Genomic DNA, 18,036 nt, shown 5'->3' on the forward strand with positions numbered 1-18,036 from the left:
TAATACAATGATTTTGCCATAAATCTGCCGGGAAGTATATTAGAATGAGAAATAAGAAAGCACTTTCAAGGAGGCATATGATGACAACTGACATTCACCACCTCATTTCGCAAATGACGCTTGAAGAGAAGGCTGGACTCTGTTCGGGGCTGGATTTCTGGCATACAAAAGGCATTGAACGGCTGGGTATTCCTTCTCTGATGATGACCGATGGGCCGCATGGACTGCGCAAGCAGGCAGAGAGCGCCGACCATCTGGGTCTCCATAACAGTGTGCCTGCTACCTGTTTTCCTTCAGCGGCAGGACTTGCTTCTTCCTGGAACCGTGAGCTGATCCGCAGGGTTGGCGAAGCACTGGGCACAGAATGTCAGGCTGAGGATGTGGCCGTACTGCTGGGACCTGGAACCAATATCAAGCGTTCTCCGCTGAACGGGCGGAATTTCGAGTATTTCTCGGAAGACCCTTACTTATCTTCGGAGATGGCCGCCAATCATATACAGGGTGTTCAGAGCCAGGGCGTGGGCACATCGCTGAAGCATTTTGCCGCCAACAACCAGGAGCACCGCAGAATGTCTACAGATGCCGTAATTGACGAACGGACGCTGCGCGAGATTTATCTGGCGAGCTTCGAAGGGGCTGTGAAGCAAAGCCAGCCATGGAGCGTCATGAGCTCCTACAACCGGGTGAACGGGGAATACGCTTCGGAAAGTGAAACCCTGCTGACCCGGATTCTAAGGGATGAATGGGGATTTGAAGGCTTCGTGGTGTCGGACTGGGGGGCGGTGAACGAACGGGTGAAGGCGCTACAAGCCGGACTTGAGCTGGAGATGCCTTCAAGCGGCGGGATCGGTGACGCCAAAATCGTTGCCGCCGTGAACAGCGGCGAACTGTCTATGGAGACGCTGGACCTTGCGGTGGAGCGGCTGCTGAGCTTTATTTTCAAACGGACAGAGAGCCGTATAGAAAATGTTTCGTTTGATCCCGAGGAACACCACCGGCTTGCGCGTGAAGTGGCCCGGGAGAGCATGGTGCTGCTGAAGAATGAAGACAGGCTGCTGCCGCTTGCCTGCGAAGGGAAAATTGCCATCATCGGTGAATTCGCCAAGAAGCCGCGTTATCAGGGCGGCGGAAGCTCGCATGTGAATCCGACGAAGCTGGATGATGCTTTTGCGGAAATGCAGGCTGTAGCGGGAGGATCTGCAAGCTTCCACTATGCGCAGGGTTATGAACTGGGCAGCGATGAGGTGAATGGGGAGCTACTGCGTGAAGCGCGTGAGACAGCCGATAAGTCGGATGTCGCGGTGTTGTTCCTTGGGTTGCCTGACCGCTACGAGTCGGAGGGCTATGACCGCAGTCATCTGTCGCTGCCCGCGAGCCACATTGCGCTTATTGATGCGGTGGCAGAGGTGCAGGAGAATATGATCATCTTCCTTAGCAACGGATCCCCGGTGGAGATGCCTTGGCTCTCCAAGACGAAGGCAGTCCTGGAAGGCTATCTGGGCGGACAGGCCTTTGGCGGTGCGGTGGCTGATCTGCTCTTCGGCGTGGTGAGTCCAAGCGGCAAGCTGGCTGAGACGTTCCCGGTGAAGCTGAGCGATAACCCGTCGTTCCTGAATTTCCCCGGTGAAGGGGACAGGGTGGAGTACAAGGAAGGCTTATTCGTCGGCTACCGCTATTATGATAAAAAAGAGCTGGAGCCGCTCTTCCCGTTCGGTTTCGGCCTGAGCTATACCGAATTCGAGTATAGTGATCTGATCCTGGACAAAACGGGCATGAGCGATACGGAAACTGTGAAGGTCAGCGTAACCGTGACGAATACGGGCAACCGGGCAGCACAGGAGATTGTGCAGCTCTATGTAGGTGATGTAGAGAGCAGCGTTATCCGCCCGCTGCAGGAGCTGAAGGGTTTCCAGAAGGTGGAGCTACAGCCCGGAGAAGCGCGGGAGGTTTCTTTTGTACTGAATAAACGGGCCTTTGCCTATTACAATGTGGAGCTTGCTGATTGGCATGTGGAGAGCGGGACATTCCGGATCGGGATCGGGGCCTCTTCCCGTGATATCCGCCTGACGGCTTCCCTGGAAGTGTCCTCCACGACCGAAATCGCAGTACGCTTTCACCGGAATACTACTGTCGGGGATTTGCTGGATAATCCGCTTACGGCAGAGAGGGCGAAGAAATTCAGCAGTATTTTTGGACTCGAAAGTGCGATGGAGGACAATCCGGATATGTTCCTGGCGATGATGAAATATATGCCGCTGCGGGCCATGATCGGATTCGGGCAGGGGAAATATACCGAGGCGGATCTGGCTAAGGATCTGCGCGAGCTGAATGCGCTGGTGGCAGCGAAATAACGGCAGCTGAAGCGTGAAGTATCCTCAGGGACTTTCGTATGGATGACAAAAGGCAGCAGCCCTGGAGCGGGGTTTTGCTGTCTTTTGGCTTACTTGCAGAGTGAAACTCCTAAGCGGATTAAAATAGTCCAATCCTGGATCACCAGATTGTCCAATTCATCCGTACAATAGAAGAGTTATAATGAAAGCGCAAACATTATTGTGGGGCAGGACTGTCAGATGAATTTCTATGTTCAAATGGAGGTATAGATGATGACGAATATACAGCTTAAATGGTACTCCAGTACAGAAGATGCGCCTTGGACCGAACATGGGGTATCCGAGACTGAAATTACTAGACCGGAGCATGCTGCTCCGGCCAACCTGACCATTACGGAAGATATCTACCAGACCCTGGAAGGCTTCGGTGGCTGCTTCAACGAACTCGGCTACGACGCGCTTAGCCATCTGCCGGAAGAAGAGCGGGCCAGGGTGATGTACGACCTGTTCCATCCCGAAGGCGGGCAGCGTTTCAGTATCTGCCGTTTGCCTATCGGAGCCAGCGATTATGCGCTCGATTGGTATAGCCTGAACGAAACGGATGGCGACTATGCCATGGAGCATTTCTCGATTGAACGGGACAGAAAGCTGCTCATTCCCTATATCAAGGAAGCCCTGGCGCTGAACCCGGAGCTGAAGTTATTTGCTTCTCCCTGGAGTCCGCCGACCTGGATGAAATTTCCCAAGGCCTACAATTATGGTACACTCCGCTGGGAGCCGGAGATTCTTGCTGCTTACGCCCTCTATTTCGTGAAGTTCGTGGAAGCTTACCGGGAAGAGGGAATTACCATACATCAGGTGCATGTGCAGAATGAAGTGGTTGCCGACCAGAAGTTCCCGTCCTGTGTCTGGACCGGCGAGCAGCTCAAAGTTTTTATCCGTGATTATTTGGGTCCAGCCTTCGAGGAGCATGGACTGGATACGGAAATATGGCTCGGTACGATCAATGCCCCGGAACCCTGGGATGAATGGCTGAAGAAGAAATCCAGCGATTATGACGCGTATGCGGGTGTCGTACTTGGTGATCCGGAGGCTTACAAATACGTCAAAGGTGTGGGTTATCAGTGGGCAGGTAAGCATGCGATCCAGCGTACGGTGCAGAGCTACCCGGAACTGAGATACATGCAGACGGAAAATGAATGCGGCGACGGAGAGAACACCTGGTTTTATGCCAAATATATATTCGGCCTGTACCAGCACTATTTTATGAACGGTGTAAATGCCTACATTTACTGGAATATGGCACTTGCTCCGAAAGGGCGCAGCACCTGGGGCTGGGAGCAGAATTCCATGCTGACCATTGATCCTGCTTCACGGCAGGCCATCCATAATCCAGAGTACTATGTGATGAAGCATTTCTCCCGCTTTGCAGCGCCGGGTTCGGTAAGAATTGGGCTGAAGGGACCGTGGAGCGGACATGCTGCCGCATTCCGCACGCCGGAGGGCAGGGTAACCATTGTTATCGCAAATCCCTATATGGAGGCGCGGATGCTGCATCTGCAGAGCGGGTCATCGCTGTATTCCTTCAAGCTGGAAGCGGAATCCTTTCATACCTTTGTGATAGGTTAATTGGATCACAGTATAGTTATATTCACAAGACTAACGCCCGGAGCTTACGGGGCGTTAGTTTTTTGCTACAAGAAAGGCATATTCGTATACATTTATATTATTCCATTCCAGGGATAAACTACAGCAAGTGAGGCAAGGGGGTTGGAGCGCATTATGTTTGCCAAATGGATGATGAAGCTGTCGGAGCCCTTCCGGCGGAGTATACGCAACAAGCTTATTCTGACGATGATTCTGCTGGCCGTGGTGCCCATCGTAGCCATTACCGGTCTGGCTGCAGAGAACAGCCGCCGCTCCATGGAGGCTGAAGTGATCAGCACGAATCTCTCCAATATGAAATGGACCGGAATCTATCTGGGCGACCAGTTCGCCCAGTTGAACAATCTGATCTATACGGTGCTGATCAGTCCGCATTTGAGCGATTATCTGGCGAATGCGGAGGAAGCCAGCCTGTCCAGCCAGTTCACTGCGCAGCGGAATATTACCGATACTTTGACCAATCTGTTCTACTCTGCGGGCAATCATGTGGTAGGCGTAGAGCTGTATTTGAAGGATTACAACAAGCTGTACACGATCAATGCCTCCCAGAGTGACATTGAATCCCCGGCTACGGTTCCATTACCTTATAAGCTGCTGTTCGATCAGAACAAGGATTTCATGATCACTACGGACAGTACAGATAGGGCCAAGTTTCAACTGGTCCGTAGTATTAACCGTTTTGAGAACCAGGAGAAGCTGGGCGGAATTTCCCTGCAGATCCGCTGGGGAGTGCTTGATCAGACGCTGAATCTGCTGGGGCGCGGGAATGACCACACCGTTTTTATTGCCGGAACGGATGGTAAGGTCCTCTACCAGCCCTGGGGCAATGCTCCGGCAGCGGCAACGTTGGAACGGGTCGCTGGAACGGGTGAGAGCCAGGGGTATTTTCGCAGTGACGATGAGTATGTGTTCTACAACACCATTGATCCGGTGGGTCTGAAGCTGGTTACTGTGATTCCGAACAGCTTCATTAACCAGAGTGCGCTGGCGACGATGAACTTTGGACTGATTATCGGTGCCGTATCTGTTGTCGTGGCCATTCTGCTCGCAGTCATTCTGGCCTGGCGGCTGGCTACACCGATTGTCAGTCTGGCCCGCTCGATTCAAGGCTTTGGCATGATGAAGGAACGCGAGATGCGGCATAGCAACCGTGTGGATGAGATCGGCCTGCTGGAGACGAAGCTGGATCAGATGTCGCACCGCATCCGGGAGCATATCCGCACGGAGTATATGATCAGTCTGGAGAAAAAAAGCGCCGAGCTCAAAGCACTTCAGGCGCAGATCAACCCGCACTTTCTGCAGAACACCCTGCAGATGATCGGCAGCATGCTGTTCAAGAACAGCCCCGCTGAAAGCTATGAAGTGATTAGATCGCTGAGCGATATGTTCCGCTATATCATCCGCGAGCCGGAGGATCTGGCACCGCTGCGGGCGGAGCTGACTCATCTGAACAACTACATGCAGATTCAGCAGCAGCGTTTCGCCGCCCGGCTGAGTTATCGTCTAGAGGTGGATGAAGAAGCACTTGGGAGCTTTATTCCGAAGCTGAGCCTCCAGCCGATTGTGGAGAATGCTTTTTTTCATGGCCTGGAGCAGCAGGAGGGTCTCTGGGAGCTTGAAGTCAAGGTGGTCTGTTCCGGACAGGATACGGTCATTATGATCCGTGACAATGGTGTAGGCATGGAGCCGGACCGGCTTGCAGAACTGCAGGGCAGGCTTACCCGGCGCAGCGGGGATTTATGGACGCACGGAGAGCGGATTGGGCTTCGTAATGTCGCTTCACGGATTCAAATGCATTTTGGCGACAGCTACGGCATTCGTGTAGAGAGTGCGGTAGGGCAGGGGACTACGGTGACCGTGACCATACCATATTAAATAACAAACAAATAAATTGAGTTTGTTATTTTTTATATTTGGGCAGAAGTGGCGGAGGAGAAGTTTGGAACTGTAGGAGCGGTAGCGACCGCCTAAAAGCTTTCCGCAGGAAAGCTCGCTTCGGAAGCCTAAGCAAGGTTTGGATTTCTACCGCAGGAAGCGGTTCAAATCAGGAAATCCAAACATAACAGCGGCCGGAAGTCCAAACATTCTCTGGAGCCACGGTCGAACCCGGAATTATGATTTTCCATGCTCGATTTATTACAGAAAGGAATGAGCCGACAATGTATAAAGTGCTGCTGGTGGATGATGAGAGCTGGAACCGTGACATTGTGCGGACGTTTGGCTCCTGGGCAGAATTAGAAATGGAAATTGCCGGTGAGGCAGAGGACGGACGGGAGGCGCTTCGCCTGATAGGAGAGCTGTCCCCGCAGATTGTTATTACTGACATGCGTATGCCCGGTGCGGACGGTGTTATGCTGATGAACGCAGTGCATGAACGTTTTCCTGAGGTCAAGATGATTGTGGTCAGCGGCTATGATGATTTCAAATATGCGCAGAATGCCATCCGGTACGGGGCGGTGGATTATTTGCTGAAGCCCATTGATCCGAAGGAGCTGAATGCTGTGCTGGGCAAATGCCGGAAAGAGCTGGAGGCAGCTTCGCAAGGACAAAGTGCCTATGCGCTGGACATCGATGTGTCCATATGGCTTGCTTCCTGCAAGCAGCTCATGCGGGTGCATTTCAATGAATTGAATGCTGAAGGTGTAAATTCAGTTCTGGATGGAGTCGAAAAAGAATTGGAGCTTGGCGGAACCGAAGTGCCCGGAGCACTCCGCCAGGCCGGCAGCGAAATGCTGCTGCTCCTGAAGGAACTCATGCGGGGTAACGGGCTTGCAGAGGATGATCTGAAAGCAGAAATCCCGCATGCGGCAATGACTTCGGCAGGGAGTTTGACCGCCTATCTGAAGGAGATCTATGAGACAAGCCTCGAGCAGCTGATCGGTCAGCGCAAGTTCAAAAACAAGCTGAATCTCGAAGAGGTGAGGCAGTATATCGACGGGCATTTTGCCGAGGCGGTGACGCTGGAGGGGCTAGCCAGGGCTTTTTTTGTCAGCAAGGAGTATTTGAGCAAGGTGTTCAAGCTGGAATATGGCTGCAACGTAACGGACTACATACTCGGGCTGCGGATGGACAAAGCCAGGGAATGGCTGGCCGATGAGAGTATTCCAATCAAGACCGTAGCGGAGCTTGCGGGGTATGAAGATGTTGGGTATTTCTACAGGGTATTCAAGAAACATTATGGCGTGGCTCCGGGAGAAATGCGCAAGCAGAAAGCCGGTTTAAAAATGTCCAATCCGGAAGGGTAATTCCGTCCAATTAAACGCTTTCATAAACAGGATACAATGAAAGCGTAAACAAAACACAGACATTGGGAGGTCTTACAGCATGACAAAGACGAGCAAAGGGTTACTCTGCACGATCCTCGCCGCTACACTTCTTGCAGGCTGCGGCAATAACAACAGCGGTAATGCAGGCACTGCATCCGGAGATACAACAGGCACCGGCAGTGTTGGCAAAAGCGTCACACTGAAGATGTTCATCGCCCAGCCGCGCTTCAAAGAGCAGTATGACAACTACATCGCCGAGTTTGTAAAGAAAGAGAAAGCAGACAAGAACATTGACGTCTCCGTGCAACTGGAAATGCCTACGGCGGACAACGCTTCCCAGATTCTCAAAACACGGCTCGCTTCGAATGATGCGCCGGATATTTTCGCCATACATGCTGTCAACGAAATCCCTTCCTACTATAAAGCCGGATATTTGGAGGACCTGACAAGCCAGCCTTTTGTCGGCAAATTGCTGGATAGCGTGAAGCCTTCAGTTACGACTACAGACGGCAAGGTTGTAGCCTTGCCATTGGAAACCTTGTCGTGGGGCTACCTGTACAATAAAAAAATCTTCAGTGAGCAGGGACTGACTCCGCCAACGACGCTGACAGAGATGAAGGCAGTCATTGAGAAGCTGAAGGCCCAGAAAATTACTCCATTCGTACTTTCGTACAAGGAGTCCTGGATTCCGCAGCTGGTGCTGCCGCTGGCTGTAGGCGGAATGATGAAGACTGAAGATCCTGAATTTGTGAACAAAATGAACAACGACGAAGGCTCCTTCAGCGAGATGAAATCGGCAATCTTTGATGTATTCGATCTGATCAATGAGAATGGCACAGCCAAAGCCACCGAGGTTGGCGGCGATGACGGTGCAGCGGCTTTCGCAGCAGGCAAGGGAGCAATGTGGCTGATGGGTCCATGGTATGCGGAGACGATTCTCAAATCCAATCCGGATCTGGACTTTGGGGTAGCACCGCTGCCGATCAACGATAATGCGGATGCGACACTGATCAACCTCAGCGCCTCAACGTCGCTGGCGCTGTCGCCGACCAGCAAGAACAAAGAAGTTGCACTCGACTTCCTGAACTATGTGCTGGATGATCAGGCATCCAACGAACTTTTCCAGGCTATGAAGTTCAATCCGGTATCTACGGTTCACACGTATGAGAGCTATCCTTGGATTACTGAAGCAACTTCCTATGTCAAAGCAGGCAAGTCTGTACAAGACCCGGCTATTCCGCAATCGGTCAAGGATGAGGTAGGCAAGGGGCTGCAGGCATACTACGCCGGACAAATGTCGCAAGATGATGTACTGAAGGCACTCGATAAAGCATGGAAATCCTACAACAAAGTCAATAAATAAGCTGCGGCAGACGATCAGGGATGGAAGAGTGAGGGAACCCTGTTATCCTCCATCCCTGTTTGCTGCTGCCCACATCATAGAAGGAGAGGGGCGGATACTGTGCCGGTCAAGAGCTATAAACATATTGTTTCGCTGCTTGCTTTCGTCGCGCCCGCATTCATTATTTACTCATTGTTTCTGCTGATTCCCACGATTGGCGGAATGTATTACAGCTTCACTGACTGGAACGGTCTGAACCGCAATTACTCTTTTATCGGACTTGGGAATTTTATTGAAGCGCTCCGGGAAGATCCCGATTTCGTACATTCTCTAATGTTTACACTGAAATACGTTCTCTTCATGATCGTTCTGCAAAATGTATTCGCACTTGTGCTTGCTGTGTTTATTGAGACGAAGACTAGAACCAAAGGCTTCTTCCGCACCATTTTCTTCATGCCAAATATGATCAGTACGATTATCAGTGCCTTCATGTGGACCTTCGTGTTCTCCCAGGTGCTGCCGCAAATTGCCGAAAAAACGGCCATGTCCTTCCTGGACCAGCTGTGGATCGGCGATCCCAAGGTCTCCTTTTATTCGATCATAATCGTATCGCTGTGGAACGGTGTCGGCTATATGATGATTATATATCTGGCCGCCTTGCAGGGTGTGCCGCAAAGCCTCAAGGAAGCTGCCGTTATTGATGGGGCCAGCCCGTTCCAGACGTTCCGCAAGGTGACACTGCCGATGATTACGCATGCTGTTACGATCTGCTTCTTCCTGACGCTGAATGGAGCGTTCAAGGTGTTCGAGGCGGTCTATGGTCTTACCGGTGGCGGTCCCGGACGTAGTACACAGGTAATCACGATGAACATTTATGAAGAGGCGTTCTCCAACAACTTCCGTTACGGTTATGCCAGCGCCAAATCGGTTATTCTGTTCGCGATCATCCTGATCTTCACCTTCATCCAGATTGGTGTCATGAAACGAAAAGAGGTGGAAGCATGAGACTCAGAAAAGGGGCTTCCCTGCTCATTACACTGTTTCTTTCGATCGGAGCGGTCATTTCCTTCTTCCCGATCTACCTGGCCATTATCAATTCCGTAAAAACACAGGGTGAGATGTTCTCCTCCTTCCTGGCGCTGCCTACCAAACTGCATTTCGAGAATTACAGCCAGGCCTTTGATAAAATCAACCTGCTGCACAGCACGCTGAACTCGGTGATTGTGTCCGTGATCGGCATCGGAGGCATTATCTTCTGTGCGGCCCTGGCCGGCTACAAGCTGTCCCGGACCTCCGGAAGACTGAGCGCAGCCATCTTTTCCTTGTTCATAGCATCGATGCTGGTGCCGTTTCATTCGATCATGATTCCGCTGACCCGGATGGCCAAAACCCTTCATGTCAGCGGCAGCACCTACGGGTTGGCCCTGATCTATATTGGCCTCGGGGTCAATATGGCGATATTCCTGTATCATGGGTTTGTGAAGTCCATTCCCCGGGAGCTGGAGGAAGCGGCCCGGATGGACGGCTGCGGGGAATTCCAGACCTTCTTCCGGATTATCTTTCCGCTGCTGCTGCCGATTACGGTGACTATCGCGATTCTGGACTTCCTGTGGATCTGGAATGACTTCCTGCTGCCACTGCTGATGCTTACGGATTCCAACAAATACACACTGATCCTCTCGACGAATACTTTGTTCGGGGAATACAACAAGGAGTGGTCGCTCATTCTGGCCGCGCTGGTGCTGACCGCACTTCCGGTCATTGTGATCTACGGCTTCTTCCAGAAGTTCATTATGCAGGGGATTGCTGAGGGCGCAATTAAGGGTTGAGGATATAAGGTGAACATTAAAAGTTCATAATAGGGCCTGGCGTACTGCGGGGACTGTTTGGACTTTCGGCCGCTGTTATGTTTCGATTTCCTGATTGTAACCGCGATTTGCGGTAGAAATCGAAACATAAAGGCGGACGCTACGCTCCTACAGTTCCAAACGTCCCCTCCGTACTTCTACCCTATTTTGCTTTTAAGTTCACCTTCGGTGGGTGAGTAAGAAATATAAGGACAAAGACAAAGACAAAGACAAAGATAAAGATAATGACAAAAGATTCCACAATGGAGGTAACAGCAACGATGACTATACTTCGCTACGGCGTAGCCTATTACGACGAATATATGCCTTACGAACGGCTGGATGAGGATATCGCCATGATGAAGGAGGCGGGCATCAACACGGTCCGTATTGCTGAATCCACCTGGAGTACGCATGAGCCTCAGAACGGGGTATTCGACTTCACCTCTGTTGACAGGGTACTGGATGCGATGCATGCCGCTGGGATTGCCGTGATCGTGGGAACCCCAACGTATGCTGTTCCCACCTGGCTGGTCAAGGAACATCCGGATGTCCTCGCCGTAACGCCAAGAGGCCCTGGAAAGTACGGCGCGCGCCAGATTATGGACATTACCAATCCCGTCTACCTGTTCCATGCGGAGCGGATTATCCGCAAGCTGATCAGCCGTGTCTGCAAGCATCCGGCAGTGATCGGCTACCAGACAGACAATGAGACCAAGCACTATGATACGGCCGGAGACAATGTGCAGCTTCTGTTCGTCAAATATATGCGGGAGCGCTTCGGAACACTGGAGGAGATCAACCGGCGCTTCGGGCTGGATTACTGGAGCAACCGGATTAACAGCTGGGAGGACTTCCCCTCGGTAGTGGGCACCATTAACGGCAGCCTGGGGGCGGAATTCGCCCGCTTCCAGCGCGGACTGGTGACGAAGTTTCTCGCTTGGCAGGTGGCGCTGGTGAACGAGTATAAGCAGCCGGGGCAGTTTGTTACACAGAATTTTGATTTTGAATGGCGGGGGTATTCCTATGGCGTTCAGCCTTCGGTAGACCACTTTGCTGCTGCAGAAGCCTTCGATATTGCCGGTGTGGATATTTATCATCCCTCGCAGCATGAGCTGACCGGAACGGAAATCGCCTTCGGGGGTGATATGACCCGTTCGCTGAAGCGCAGCAACTACCTGGTGCTGGAGACACAGGCGCAGGCTTTTCCCCACTGGACACCTTATCCGGGCCAACTGCGGCTGCAAGCCTTCAGTCATCTGGCATCGGGGGCGAATATGGTCGCCTACTGGCATTGGCATTCCATTCATAATTCGTTCGAGACGTATTGGAAAGGGCTGCTCAGCCATGATTTCAAGCCGAACCCGGTCTATAACGAGGCGATCACGATTGGCAGGGATTTTGCACGTTTGAGCGGGTCGCTGTACGGTCTGAATAAGCAGAACAAGGTTGCAGTTATGGTAAGTAACGAAGCCCTGACAGCGATGGAGTGGTTCAAGCTGCCGGACGGCAAGAATTACAATGATGTGGTGCGCTGGTTGTATGACGGGTTGTACCGGATGAACATCGAATGCGACTTTATTCAGCCGGGTTATCCTGGGTTGTCCGAGTATAGTCTGATTATCGTTCCGGCCTTGTATGCTGCTCCGGACGAGGCGCTTGAGCATCTGAATGAATACGTCCGCGGAGGCGGTCATGTTGTGTACTCCTTCAAAAGCGGGTTCGCGGACGAAGTCACCCAGGTGCGGACAACTGTTCAGCCGGGGATCATCAGCGAGGCATGTGGCATCAGCTACAGTATGTTCGTTACACCGCACGAGGTACGGTTGAAGAGTGAGGACATGGCAGTCGGCGCTGAAGATAGCCGTGTGGACACATGGATGGAACTGATTACGCCGACGACAGCGGAGGTGCTGCTACGGTACGATCATCCCCACTACGGCGAATATGCCGCAGTTACCCGGAACCGATACGGACAGGGAAGTGCGACATATATCGGCTGCATGACAAGCAGAGAGATGACGCACAGCATACTGAAGACCGCTGTGCAGGAGGCTGGATTATGGGGGGCTGACCAGGAGCTGGCTTTTCCTCTGATCGTCAAGACAGGCATCAATCCACTGAACCAGACGGTGCGGTACTACTTTAATTATTCTGACACGCCGCAGTCTTTCGTATATCCGCATGGCTCTGCCGAAGAGCTGTTGTCGGGCCGGGAAGTTGCTTCAAATGAGGAACTGAAGCTTGCTCCTTGGGGTGTTCTGATTCTGCAGGCTCAGAATATTTGATTTCTCCTCTGGACTTTGCTAACATACGATGTAATAAAATAATACTTTTTAGTTTTCTAGGGTTCCGCAGCGGTTCAAGGCTGGCTGGTCCGAGGGAAAACGCGCGGAGCTATGCTCGGTGTCAACACGGAGGGATAAAAGCCCGGGAGGTATCGTCCAATTGGATGATGGCCTTCCGGGCTTATTTTATTTTACAGGAGGAGAATCCTTTATGAAAAGCAATAAGGCGTGGTTGAGTATTGCAGGTGCTGCCTGCCTGGAGGTGGTGTGGGTCATCGGATTGAAGCATGCTTCCGCTCCCTGGGAGTGGGTGGTTACGGGACTGGCGCTTCTGGTCAGCTTCTATACTCTGATTGTGGTAAGCAGCAAGCTGCCTGCAGGAACGGTATATGCTGTATTTGTCGGACTTGGAACGGTGGGAACGGTTCTTGCGGATATGATCTGGTTCGGGGAACCGGTCAAGCTGCTCAAGCTGGTGCTAATTCTGGTGCTGTTGGCGGGGGTTATTGGCCTGAAGCTTGTTACCGGAGATTCCCATTCGAAGGAGGTGTTGTAACATGGCTTGGATCATGCTTATTGCAGCAGGCTGCTGCGAGATGCTCGGGGTGGCTATGCTGGGCAGGTTGCACCGGAACCGCGACTTACCGACATTGTGCCTGTTTCTGCTGGGTTTTGGCGGGAGTCTGCTACTGTTGTCTCAGGCGATGGACACCATTCCAATGGGTACGGCCTATGCGGTATGGACAGGAATTGGCGCTTCCGGGGGAGCGGTGCTGGGGATGCTGCTATATGGGGAGGGGCGCGGATTACGGCGGATTATTTGTATTGTAATGATTCTAGGAGCAGCCGTCGGCCTCAAGTTAACAGGCTGATTACTGCTGAAAGTAATGAAATGGACACCTTTGCTGTGTTTCGACGGGTACAACATGGTAAGTATATATACTATGTATATTAACGTAAGCCAACAAACATTTAAGGGAGACTTTCATGATGAAGAGTGATATATCCGGCACCGCTACACTTAAAGACGGAACAGCACTGACGAAGATGGGCCAGGGAACCTGGAATATAGGCGAGAATAAGGCAACGCGTGACGAGGAGATTGCCGCTCTGAGGCTGGGAGTGGAGCTCGGCATGAACCTGATTGATACGGCAGAAATGTATGGGGATGGCCGCTCGGAAGAACTGGTAGGAGAAGCAATCCGGGGAATCCGTGACCAGGTATTTTTGGTCTCCAAGGTGTATCCGCATCATGCCGGCCTGAACCGGATTACCCGCAGCTGTGAAGAGAGTCTGAACCGACTGGGCACAGATCATCTGGATCTGTATCTTCTGCACTGGAAGGGGGAGGTTCCGCTTGAGGAGACGGTAGAGGGGATGGAGCAGCTGGTAGCCTCCGGCAAAATTGCCCGCTGGGGCGTCTCCAACCTGGACACGGAGGATATGAAAAAGCTGCTGCGCATTCCCGGCGGGGAGCACTGCGCTGTCAATCAGGTGCTCTATCATCTAGGCTCTAGAGGTATTGAGCATGAGCTGGTGCCTTGGCAGCGCACCCATAAGATTCCTGTAATGGCCTATTCTCCACTGGCCCAGGCGGGTAAGCTGCGCAAAGGGTTGGCCGACAATGCGACCGTGCGGGAGATCGCGCAGAATCATGGAGCGACACCGCTGCAGATCATGCTGGCCTGGAGCATCCATGGAGGCGATGTGATCGCCATTCCCAAAGCTTCAACCCGTGAGCATGTAACCGAAAATGCTGCAGCCGCAAAGATCCGTCTGAGCGATGAGGAGTACTGGCAGCTCGATGATGCATTTCCGCAGCCGGCCTGGAAAGTGCCGCTGGATATGATTTGAGCAGAGTGGAAGGGCTGTCCCGGTTGCGGGACGGCCTTTTTTTATGTCCGTCCAGGGACGTGGCCGCAACTGGTATTACTCATTCGTGAAATTATGTTTGCTATGATAATTGAAATTATACTAACAAAACAAAATAGTATTCAAAAATCCACCTTCAATTTATAATGAAATAAATTATAAATAGCATTGATATAAGTTTTACAAGTAATGACAAAACTTTTTCTTTCATGCTAACAAGAATAACAGGAGGGTACTCAATACATGAATAAGATTCAATTTCCGGCGGATTTTGCCTGGGGGGCTGCTACTGCCGCCTATCAGATCGAGGGGGCTTATCAGGAGGATGGGCGGGGGTTGTCCATCTGGGATACCTTTTCCCGAATTCCCGGCAAGGTGGTTAACGGAGACAACGGGGATACGGCATGCGACAGCTACCACCGTTACCGGGAAGATATCGCACTCATGAAGGAGCTGGGTATCAAGGCATACCGGTTCTCGATCGCCTGGCCGCGTATTTTTCCGCAAGGGACGGGGGAAGTCAATTCCAAGGGTCTGGAATATTACGGGGATTTCATTGATACGCTGCTGGAGAACGGTATTGAGCCGGTATGTACTCTGTATCACTGGGATCTGCCGCAGGCCCTGGAGGATCAGGGAGGGTGGAGCAACCGCAGCACCATAGATGCTTTTGCCGGATATTGCGAGACAGTATTCCGGGCTTTCCATGGCAAAATCAAACAGTGGTACACGATAAATGAGCCTTGGTGTGCGTCTTTTCTCTCCCACTATTACGGAGAGCATGCCCCCGGCAATAAAGACCTGCAGACCTCTCTCGACGTGGCCCATCATCTACTTGTCGCCCACGGGAGGGCTGTGAGGAAATTCCGGGAGCTGGGTTATGACGGCAGAATCGGTTATGCGCCTAATGTAACGTGGATGGAACCCTACAGCACCCGTCAGGAGGATATAGATGCCTGCCGGCGGCAGACCGGCTGGTTTCTGGAATGGTTCATGGACCCCGTGTTCAAGGGAGAATACCCTTCCTTCCTGGTAGAATGGTTTGCAAAAGCAGGCGCACAGCTGCACATTGCCGAAGGCGACATGGAGGTGATCAGCGAGCCTATCGATATCCTGGGCATCAACTATTATAACGGAAGTGTTGCCCGGTACGACTCTGAAGGGGGGCTGATGCAGATTGCCACATTGGATATGGGGTATGAGCACACAGATATCGGCTGGCCGATTTATCCGCAAGGGTTTTACACCGTTCTCAGCCGCATTCATGAATTGTACGGAGATATTCCGATTTATATTACAGAGAATGGTGCATGCTATAATGACGAGCCGTCAGACGGTGTGGTGGCGGACCAGAAGCGGATTGATTTTATTCATAAGCATCTGATTCAGCTGGAGCGCTGCATCGCTTCGGGCATTCCAGTCAAAGGCTATTATTCCTGGTCGCTGATGGACAATTTTGAATGGGCATATGGCTATACCATGCGGTTCGGTCTGATTCATGTGGATTACAGCACACTGGCAAGAACGAAGAAGGACAGCTTTTACTGGTACCAGGATACGATTGCCCATAACGGGGTTTACATCTGAATACGGAATGAAACAACGGAGGTCTTGCGGATACATGCAGGCTTCCGTTTTTACATAAGTAGGCCCTTCGCAGCAGGAAAATGCCTGTAAATAGCCCTTTGGCAGGAGCTCTTAAATGATGTCAACAATGTTCATGACGAAACCGTGTTTTCAATTTAATGACAAAGAAAGCGCTTTGATTTACGATGTGGTCATAAGGGATTACCTTTCAGATGTATCTAGCAAGGGCGTCCTATTCAATAACATAAGGGGGCATTTCAAATGGCCACAACGGCAACAACACAAACTTCGTCCGGTAGTGTAAGGGTGAAGGTTCAACAATTCGGCCGCATGCTCAGCGGTATGGTTATGCCGAACATCGGCGCTTTTATCGCATGGGGGTTAATTACGGCTTTATTCATTCCGACGGGCTGGTTCCCGAATAAAGATCTGGCTACGCTGGTTGATCCAATGATCAAGTTCCTGCTGCCGCTGCTGATAGGGTTTACGGGTGGACAGATGGTAGGTGGCAAACGCGGCGGTGTAATCGGTGCGATTGCGACCATGGGGGTTATCGTAGGGTCAGATATTCCAATGTTCCTTGGAGCGATGATCGTCGGTCCATTGGCAGGCTGGATACTGAGAACGTTCGACCGTGCGGTTGACGGTAAAATCAAGGCAGGCTTCGAAATGCTCGTTAACAACTTCTCGCTCGGGATTATCGGTGGTGCCTTGACGCTGGGTGCTTACAAAGGGATCGGGCCGCTGGTTCAGGGACTGACCAATATTTTGTCCAATGGTGTTGAGGTTCTCGTCAATCACAATCTGTTGCCGCTGGTTAACATCATTATTGAGCCGGCAAAAGTATTGTTCCTGAATAATGCGATCAACCACGGAATTCTGAGTCCAATCGCTGCTGAAGAATCGGCGCGGATCGGGAAATCTATTCTGTTCATGCTTGAATCGAACCCTGGTCCAGGTCTGGGTATCCTGCTTGCTTACTGGCTGGTTGGTAAAGGTTCGGCCAAATCATCCGCTCCAGGTGCGATTATCATCCACTTCCTTGGCGGTATTCATGAAATTTACTTCCCATATATCCTGATGAATCCCCGCCTGATTCTGGCAGTTATCGGCGGCGGCGTGAGTGGTACCTTCACCTTCCAGCTTCTGGGCGCAGGACTTACCGCTTCACCATCTCCAGGCAGTATCTTCGCTTACATTGCCATGACGCCTAAGGGCGGCTACGGCCCAATGTTTGCCGGTGTTGTTGTTGCAACCATAGTATCCTTCCTGATTGCTTCAGTTCTGCTTAAGACCAGCAGCAAAAACAACGAGGAAGAAGCAGATCTGGAAGAAGCAGCTGCAAAAATGCGTGACATGAAAGCTGCCGGTACTGCAGCAGCAACTGCTGCAACTACAGCTAATGTAATCACTCCTAATGTAACAGCCAACGTGCGGAACAAAGCGGATGTGCACAAAATCGTCTTTGCTTGCGATGCCGGTATGGGTTCGAGTGCCATGGGTGCTTCCGTACTGCGGAAGAAGCTGCAGAATGCAGGGGTTAACATTACGGTTGTGAACGCTGCGGTGAGTGAAATTCCTGCCGATGCTGACATTGTGGTGACCCAGAAAACACTGACCGACCGTGCGATTGCCAGCAATCCGAAGGCAGAGCATATCTCGATTGACAACTTCCTGAAGAGCCCGAAATATGACGAGCTCGTGGAACGTTTAAAGTAAGAATACGGTGTGTACAACTATAATATATTTACCAATTAGGTAAAGGTATCAGGCAAGCTGATTCGTGATGAAGGTCCAATCTGTATAAAGCTAAATTAGGAGACGCTGGCCTTCACAAGC

General features: G+C 51.7%; 13 protein-coding genes and 1 riboswitch. All 13 genes read left to right on the top strand.

The genetic code is table 11. The annotated features are described in order from the left end of the window. Positions 1-80 precede the first annotated feature (80 nt). The 13 genes from ACAN54_RS21160 (at position 81) to ACAN54_RS21220 (ending at position 17,916) form a co-directional block, all read left to right on the top strand. Positions 81-2,351: a glycoside hydrolase family 3 C-terminal domain-containing protein gene (locus tag ACAN54_RS21160; RefSeq protein WP_379160021.1), complete on the top strand. Its 2,271-nt coding sequence runs from the start codon at positions 81-83 to the stop codon at positions 2,349-2,351. A 252-nt stretch (positions 2,352-2,603) separates the two neighbouring features. Further along, positions 2,604-3,959: a glycoside hydrolase family 30 protein gene (locus ACAN54_RS21165; protein WP_379160024.1), complete on the top strand. Its 1,356-nt coding sequence runs from the start codon at positions 2,604-2,606 to the stop codon at positions 3,957-3,959. 153 nt (positions 3,960-4,112) lie between these two features. Continuing rightward, positions 4,113-5,870, top strand: a complete 1,758-nt coding sequence (locus ACAN54_RS21170; protein WP_379160905.1) for a sensor histidine kinase — start codon at positions 4,113-4,115, stop codon at positions 5,868-5,870. Positions 5,871-6,154: 284 nt separating this feature from the next. After that, positions 6,155-7,240 (top strand): response regulator transcription factor, encoded by a 1,086-nt coding sequence (locus ACAN54_RS21175; protein ID WP_379160027.1) that lies wholly within the window; start codon positions 6,155-6,157, stop codon positions 7,238-7,240. A gap of 79 nt (positions 7,241-7,319) precedes the next feature. After that, positions 7,320-8,624 carry an ABC transporter substrate-binding protein gene (locus tag ACAN54_RS21180; RefSeq protein WP_379160030.1) on the top strand — a complete coding sequence of 435 codons (1,305 nt, stop codon included), beginning with the start codon at positions 7,320-7,322 and terminating at the stop codon, positions 8,622-8,624. A 99-nt stretch (positions 8,625-8,723) separates the two neighbouring features. Continuing rightward, positions 8,724-9,608: a carbohydrate ABC transporter permease gene (locus ACAN54_RS21185; protein ID WP_379160033.1), complete on the top strand. Its 885-nt coding sequence runs from the start codon at positions 8,724-8,726 to the stop codon at positions 9,606-9,608. Further along, complete coding sequence (locus tag ACAN54_RS21190) at positions 9,605-10,432, top strand: carbohydrate ABC transporter permease (RefSeq protein WP_379160036.1); 828 nt, start codon at positions 9,605-9,607, stop codon at positions 10,430-10,432. The genes ACAN54_RS21185 and ACAN54_RS21190 overlap by 4 nt, the downstream gene beginning before the upstream one ends. 299 nt (positions 10,433-10,731) lie before the next feature. Then, the gene (locus tag ACAN54_RS21195) at positions 10,732-12,738 is read left to right on the top strand and encodes a beta-galactosidase (RefSeq protein WP_379160039.1); all 2,007 of its coding nucleotides are present in this window, start codon (positions 10,732-10,734) and stop codon (positions 12,736-12,738) included. Between the two features lie 45 nt (positions 12,739-12,783). Then, a riboswitch (guanidine-I (ykkC/yxkD leader) is annotated at positions 12,784-12,889 on the top strand. A 60-nt stretch (positions 12,890-12,949) separates the two neighbouring features. Then, the gene (locus ACAN54_RS21200; RefSeq protein ID WP_379160042.1) at positions 12,950-13,294 is read left to right on the top strand and encodes a DMT family transporter; all 345 of its coding nucleotides are present in this window, start codon (positions 12,950-12,952) and stop codon (positions 13,292-13,294) included. A gap of 1 nt (position 13,295) precedes the next feature. After that, the gene (locus ACAN54_RS21205) at positions 13,296-13,610 is read left to right on the top strand and encodes a DMT family transporter (protein WP_379160045.1); all 315 of its coding nucleotides are present in this window, start codon (positions 13,296-13,298) and stop codon (positions 13,608-13,610) included. A 118-nt stretch (positions 13,611-13,728) separates the two neighbouring features. Next, positions 13,729-14,592 (top strand): aldo/keto reductase, encoded by an 864-nt coding sequence (locus ACAN54_RS21210; protein ID WP_379160048.1) that lies wholly within the window; start codon positions 13,729-13,731, stop codon positions 14,590-14,592. Positions 14,593-14,853: 261 nt separating this feature from the next. After that, entirely contained in the window at positions 14,854-16,197 is a 1,344-nt protein-coding gene (locus tag ACAN54_RS21215; RefSeq protein WP_379160051.1) for a GH1 family beta-glucosidase, read from the top strand. Between the two features lie 261 nt (positions 16,198-16,458). After that, a complete protein-coding gene (locus tag ACAN54_RS21220; RefSeq protein ID WP_379160054.1) occupies positions 16,459-17,916 on the top strand; it encodes a PTS mannitol transporter subunit IIBC in 1,458 nt (485 codons plus the stop codon). The last annotated feature ends 120 nt before the right edge of the window (positions 17,917-18,036 follow it).

It is taken from the genome of Paenibacillus diazotrophicus (assembly GCF_042610465.1).

Excerpts from the sequence above, each read along its gene's own strand:
- ACAN54_RS21170 (WP_379160905.1), top strand. The coding sequence starts at position 4,113 with ATGTTTGCCAAATGGATGATGAAGCTGTCGGAGCCCTTCCGGCGGAGT.
- ACAN54_RS21220 (WP_379160054.1), top strand. The coding sequence starts at position 16,459 with ATGGCCACAACGGCAACAACACAAACTTCGTCCGGTAGTGTAAGGGTG.
- ACAN54_RS21160 (WP_379160021.1), top strand. The coding sequence starts at position 81 with ATGACAACTGACATTCACCACCTCATTTCGCAAATGACGCTTGAAGAG.
- ACAN54_RS21180 (WP_379160030.1), top strand. The coding sequence starts at position 7,320 with ATGACAAAGACGAGCAAAGGGTTACTCTGCACGATCCTCGCCGCTACA.
- ACAN54_RS21200 (WP_379160042.1), top strand. The coding sequence starts at position 12,950 with ATGAAAAGCAATAAGGCGTGGTTGAGTATTGCAGGTGCTGCCTGCCTG.
- ACAN54_RS21175 (WP_379160027.1), top strand. The coding sequence starts at position 6,155 with ATGTATAAAGTGCTGCTGGTGGATGATGAGAGCTGGAACCGTGACATT.
- ACAN54_RS21210 (WP_379160048.1), top strand. The coding sequence starts at position 13,729 with ATGAAGAGTGATATATCCGGCACCGCTACACTTAAAGACGGAACAGCA.
- ACAN54_RS21215 (WP_379160051.1), top strand. The coding sequence starts at position 14,854 with ATGAATAAGATTCAATTTCCGGCGGATTTTGCCTGGGGGGCTGCTACT.
- ACAN54_RS21190 (WP_379160036.1), top strand. The coding sequence starts at position 9,605 with ATGAGACTCAGAAAAGGGGCTTCCCTGCTCATTACACTGTTTCTTTCG.
- ACAN54_RS21205 (WP_379160045.1), top strand. The coding sequence starts at position 13,296 with ATGGCTTGGATCATGCTTATTGCAGCAGGCTGCTGCGAGATGCTCGGG.
- ACAN54_RS21165 (WP_379160024.1), top strand. The coding sequence starts at position 2,604 with ATGACGAATATACAGCTTAAATGGTACTCCAGTACAGAAGATGCGCCT.
- ACAN54_RS21195 (WP_379160039.1), top strand. The coding sequence starts at position 10,732 with ATGACTATACTTCGCTACGGCGTAGCCTATTACGACGAATATATGCCT.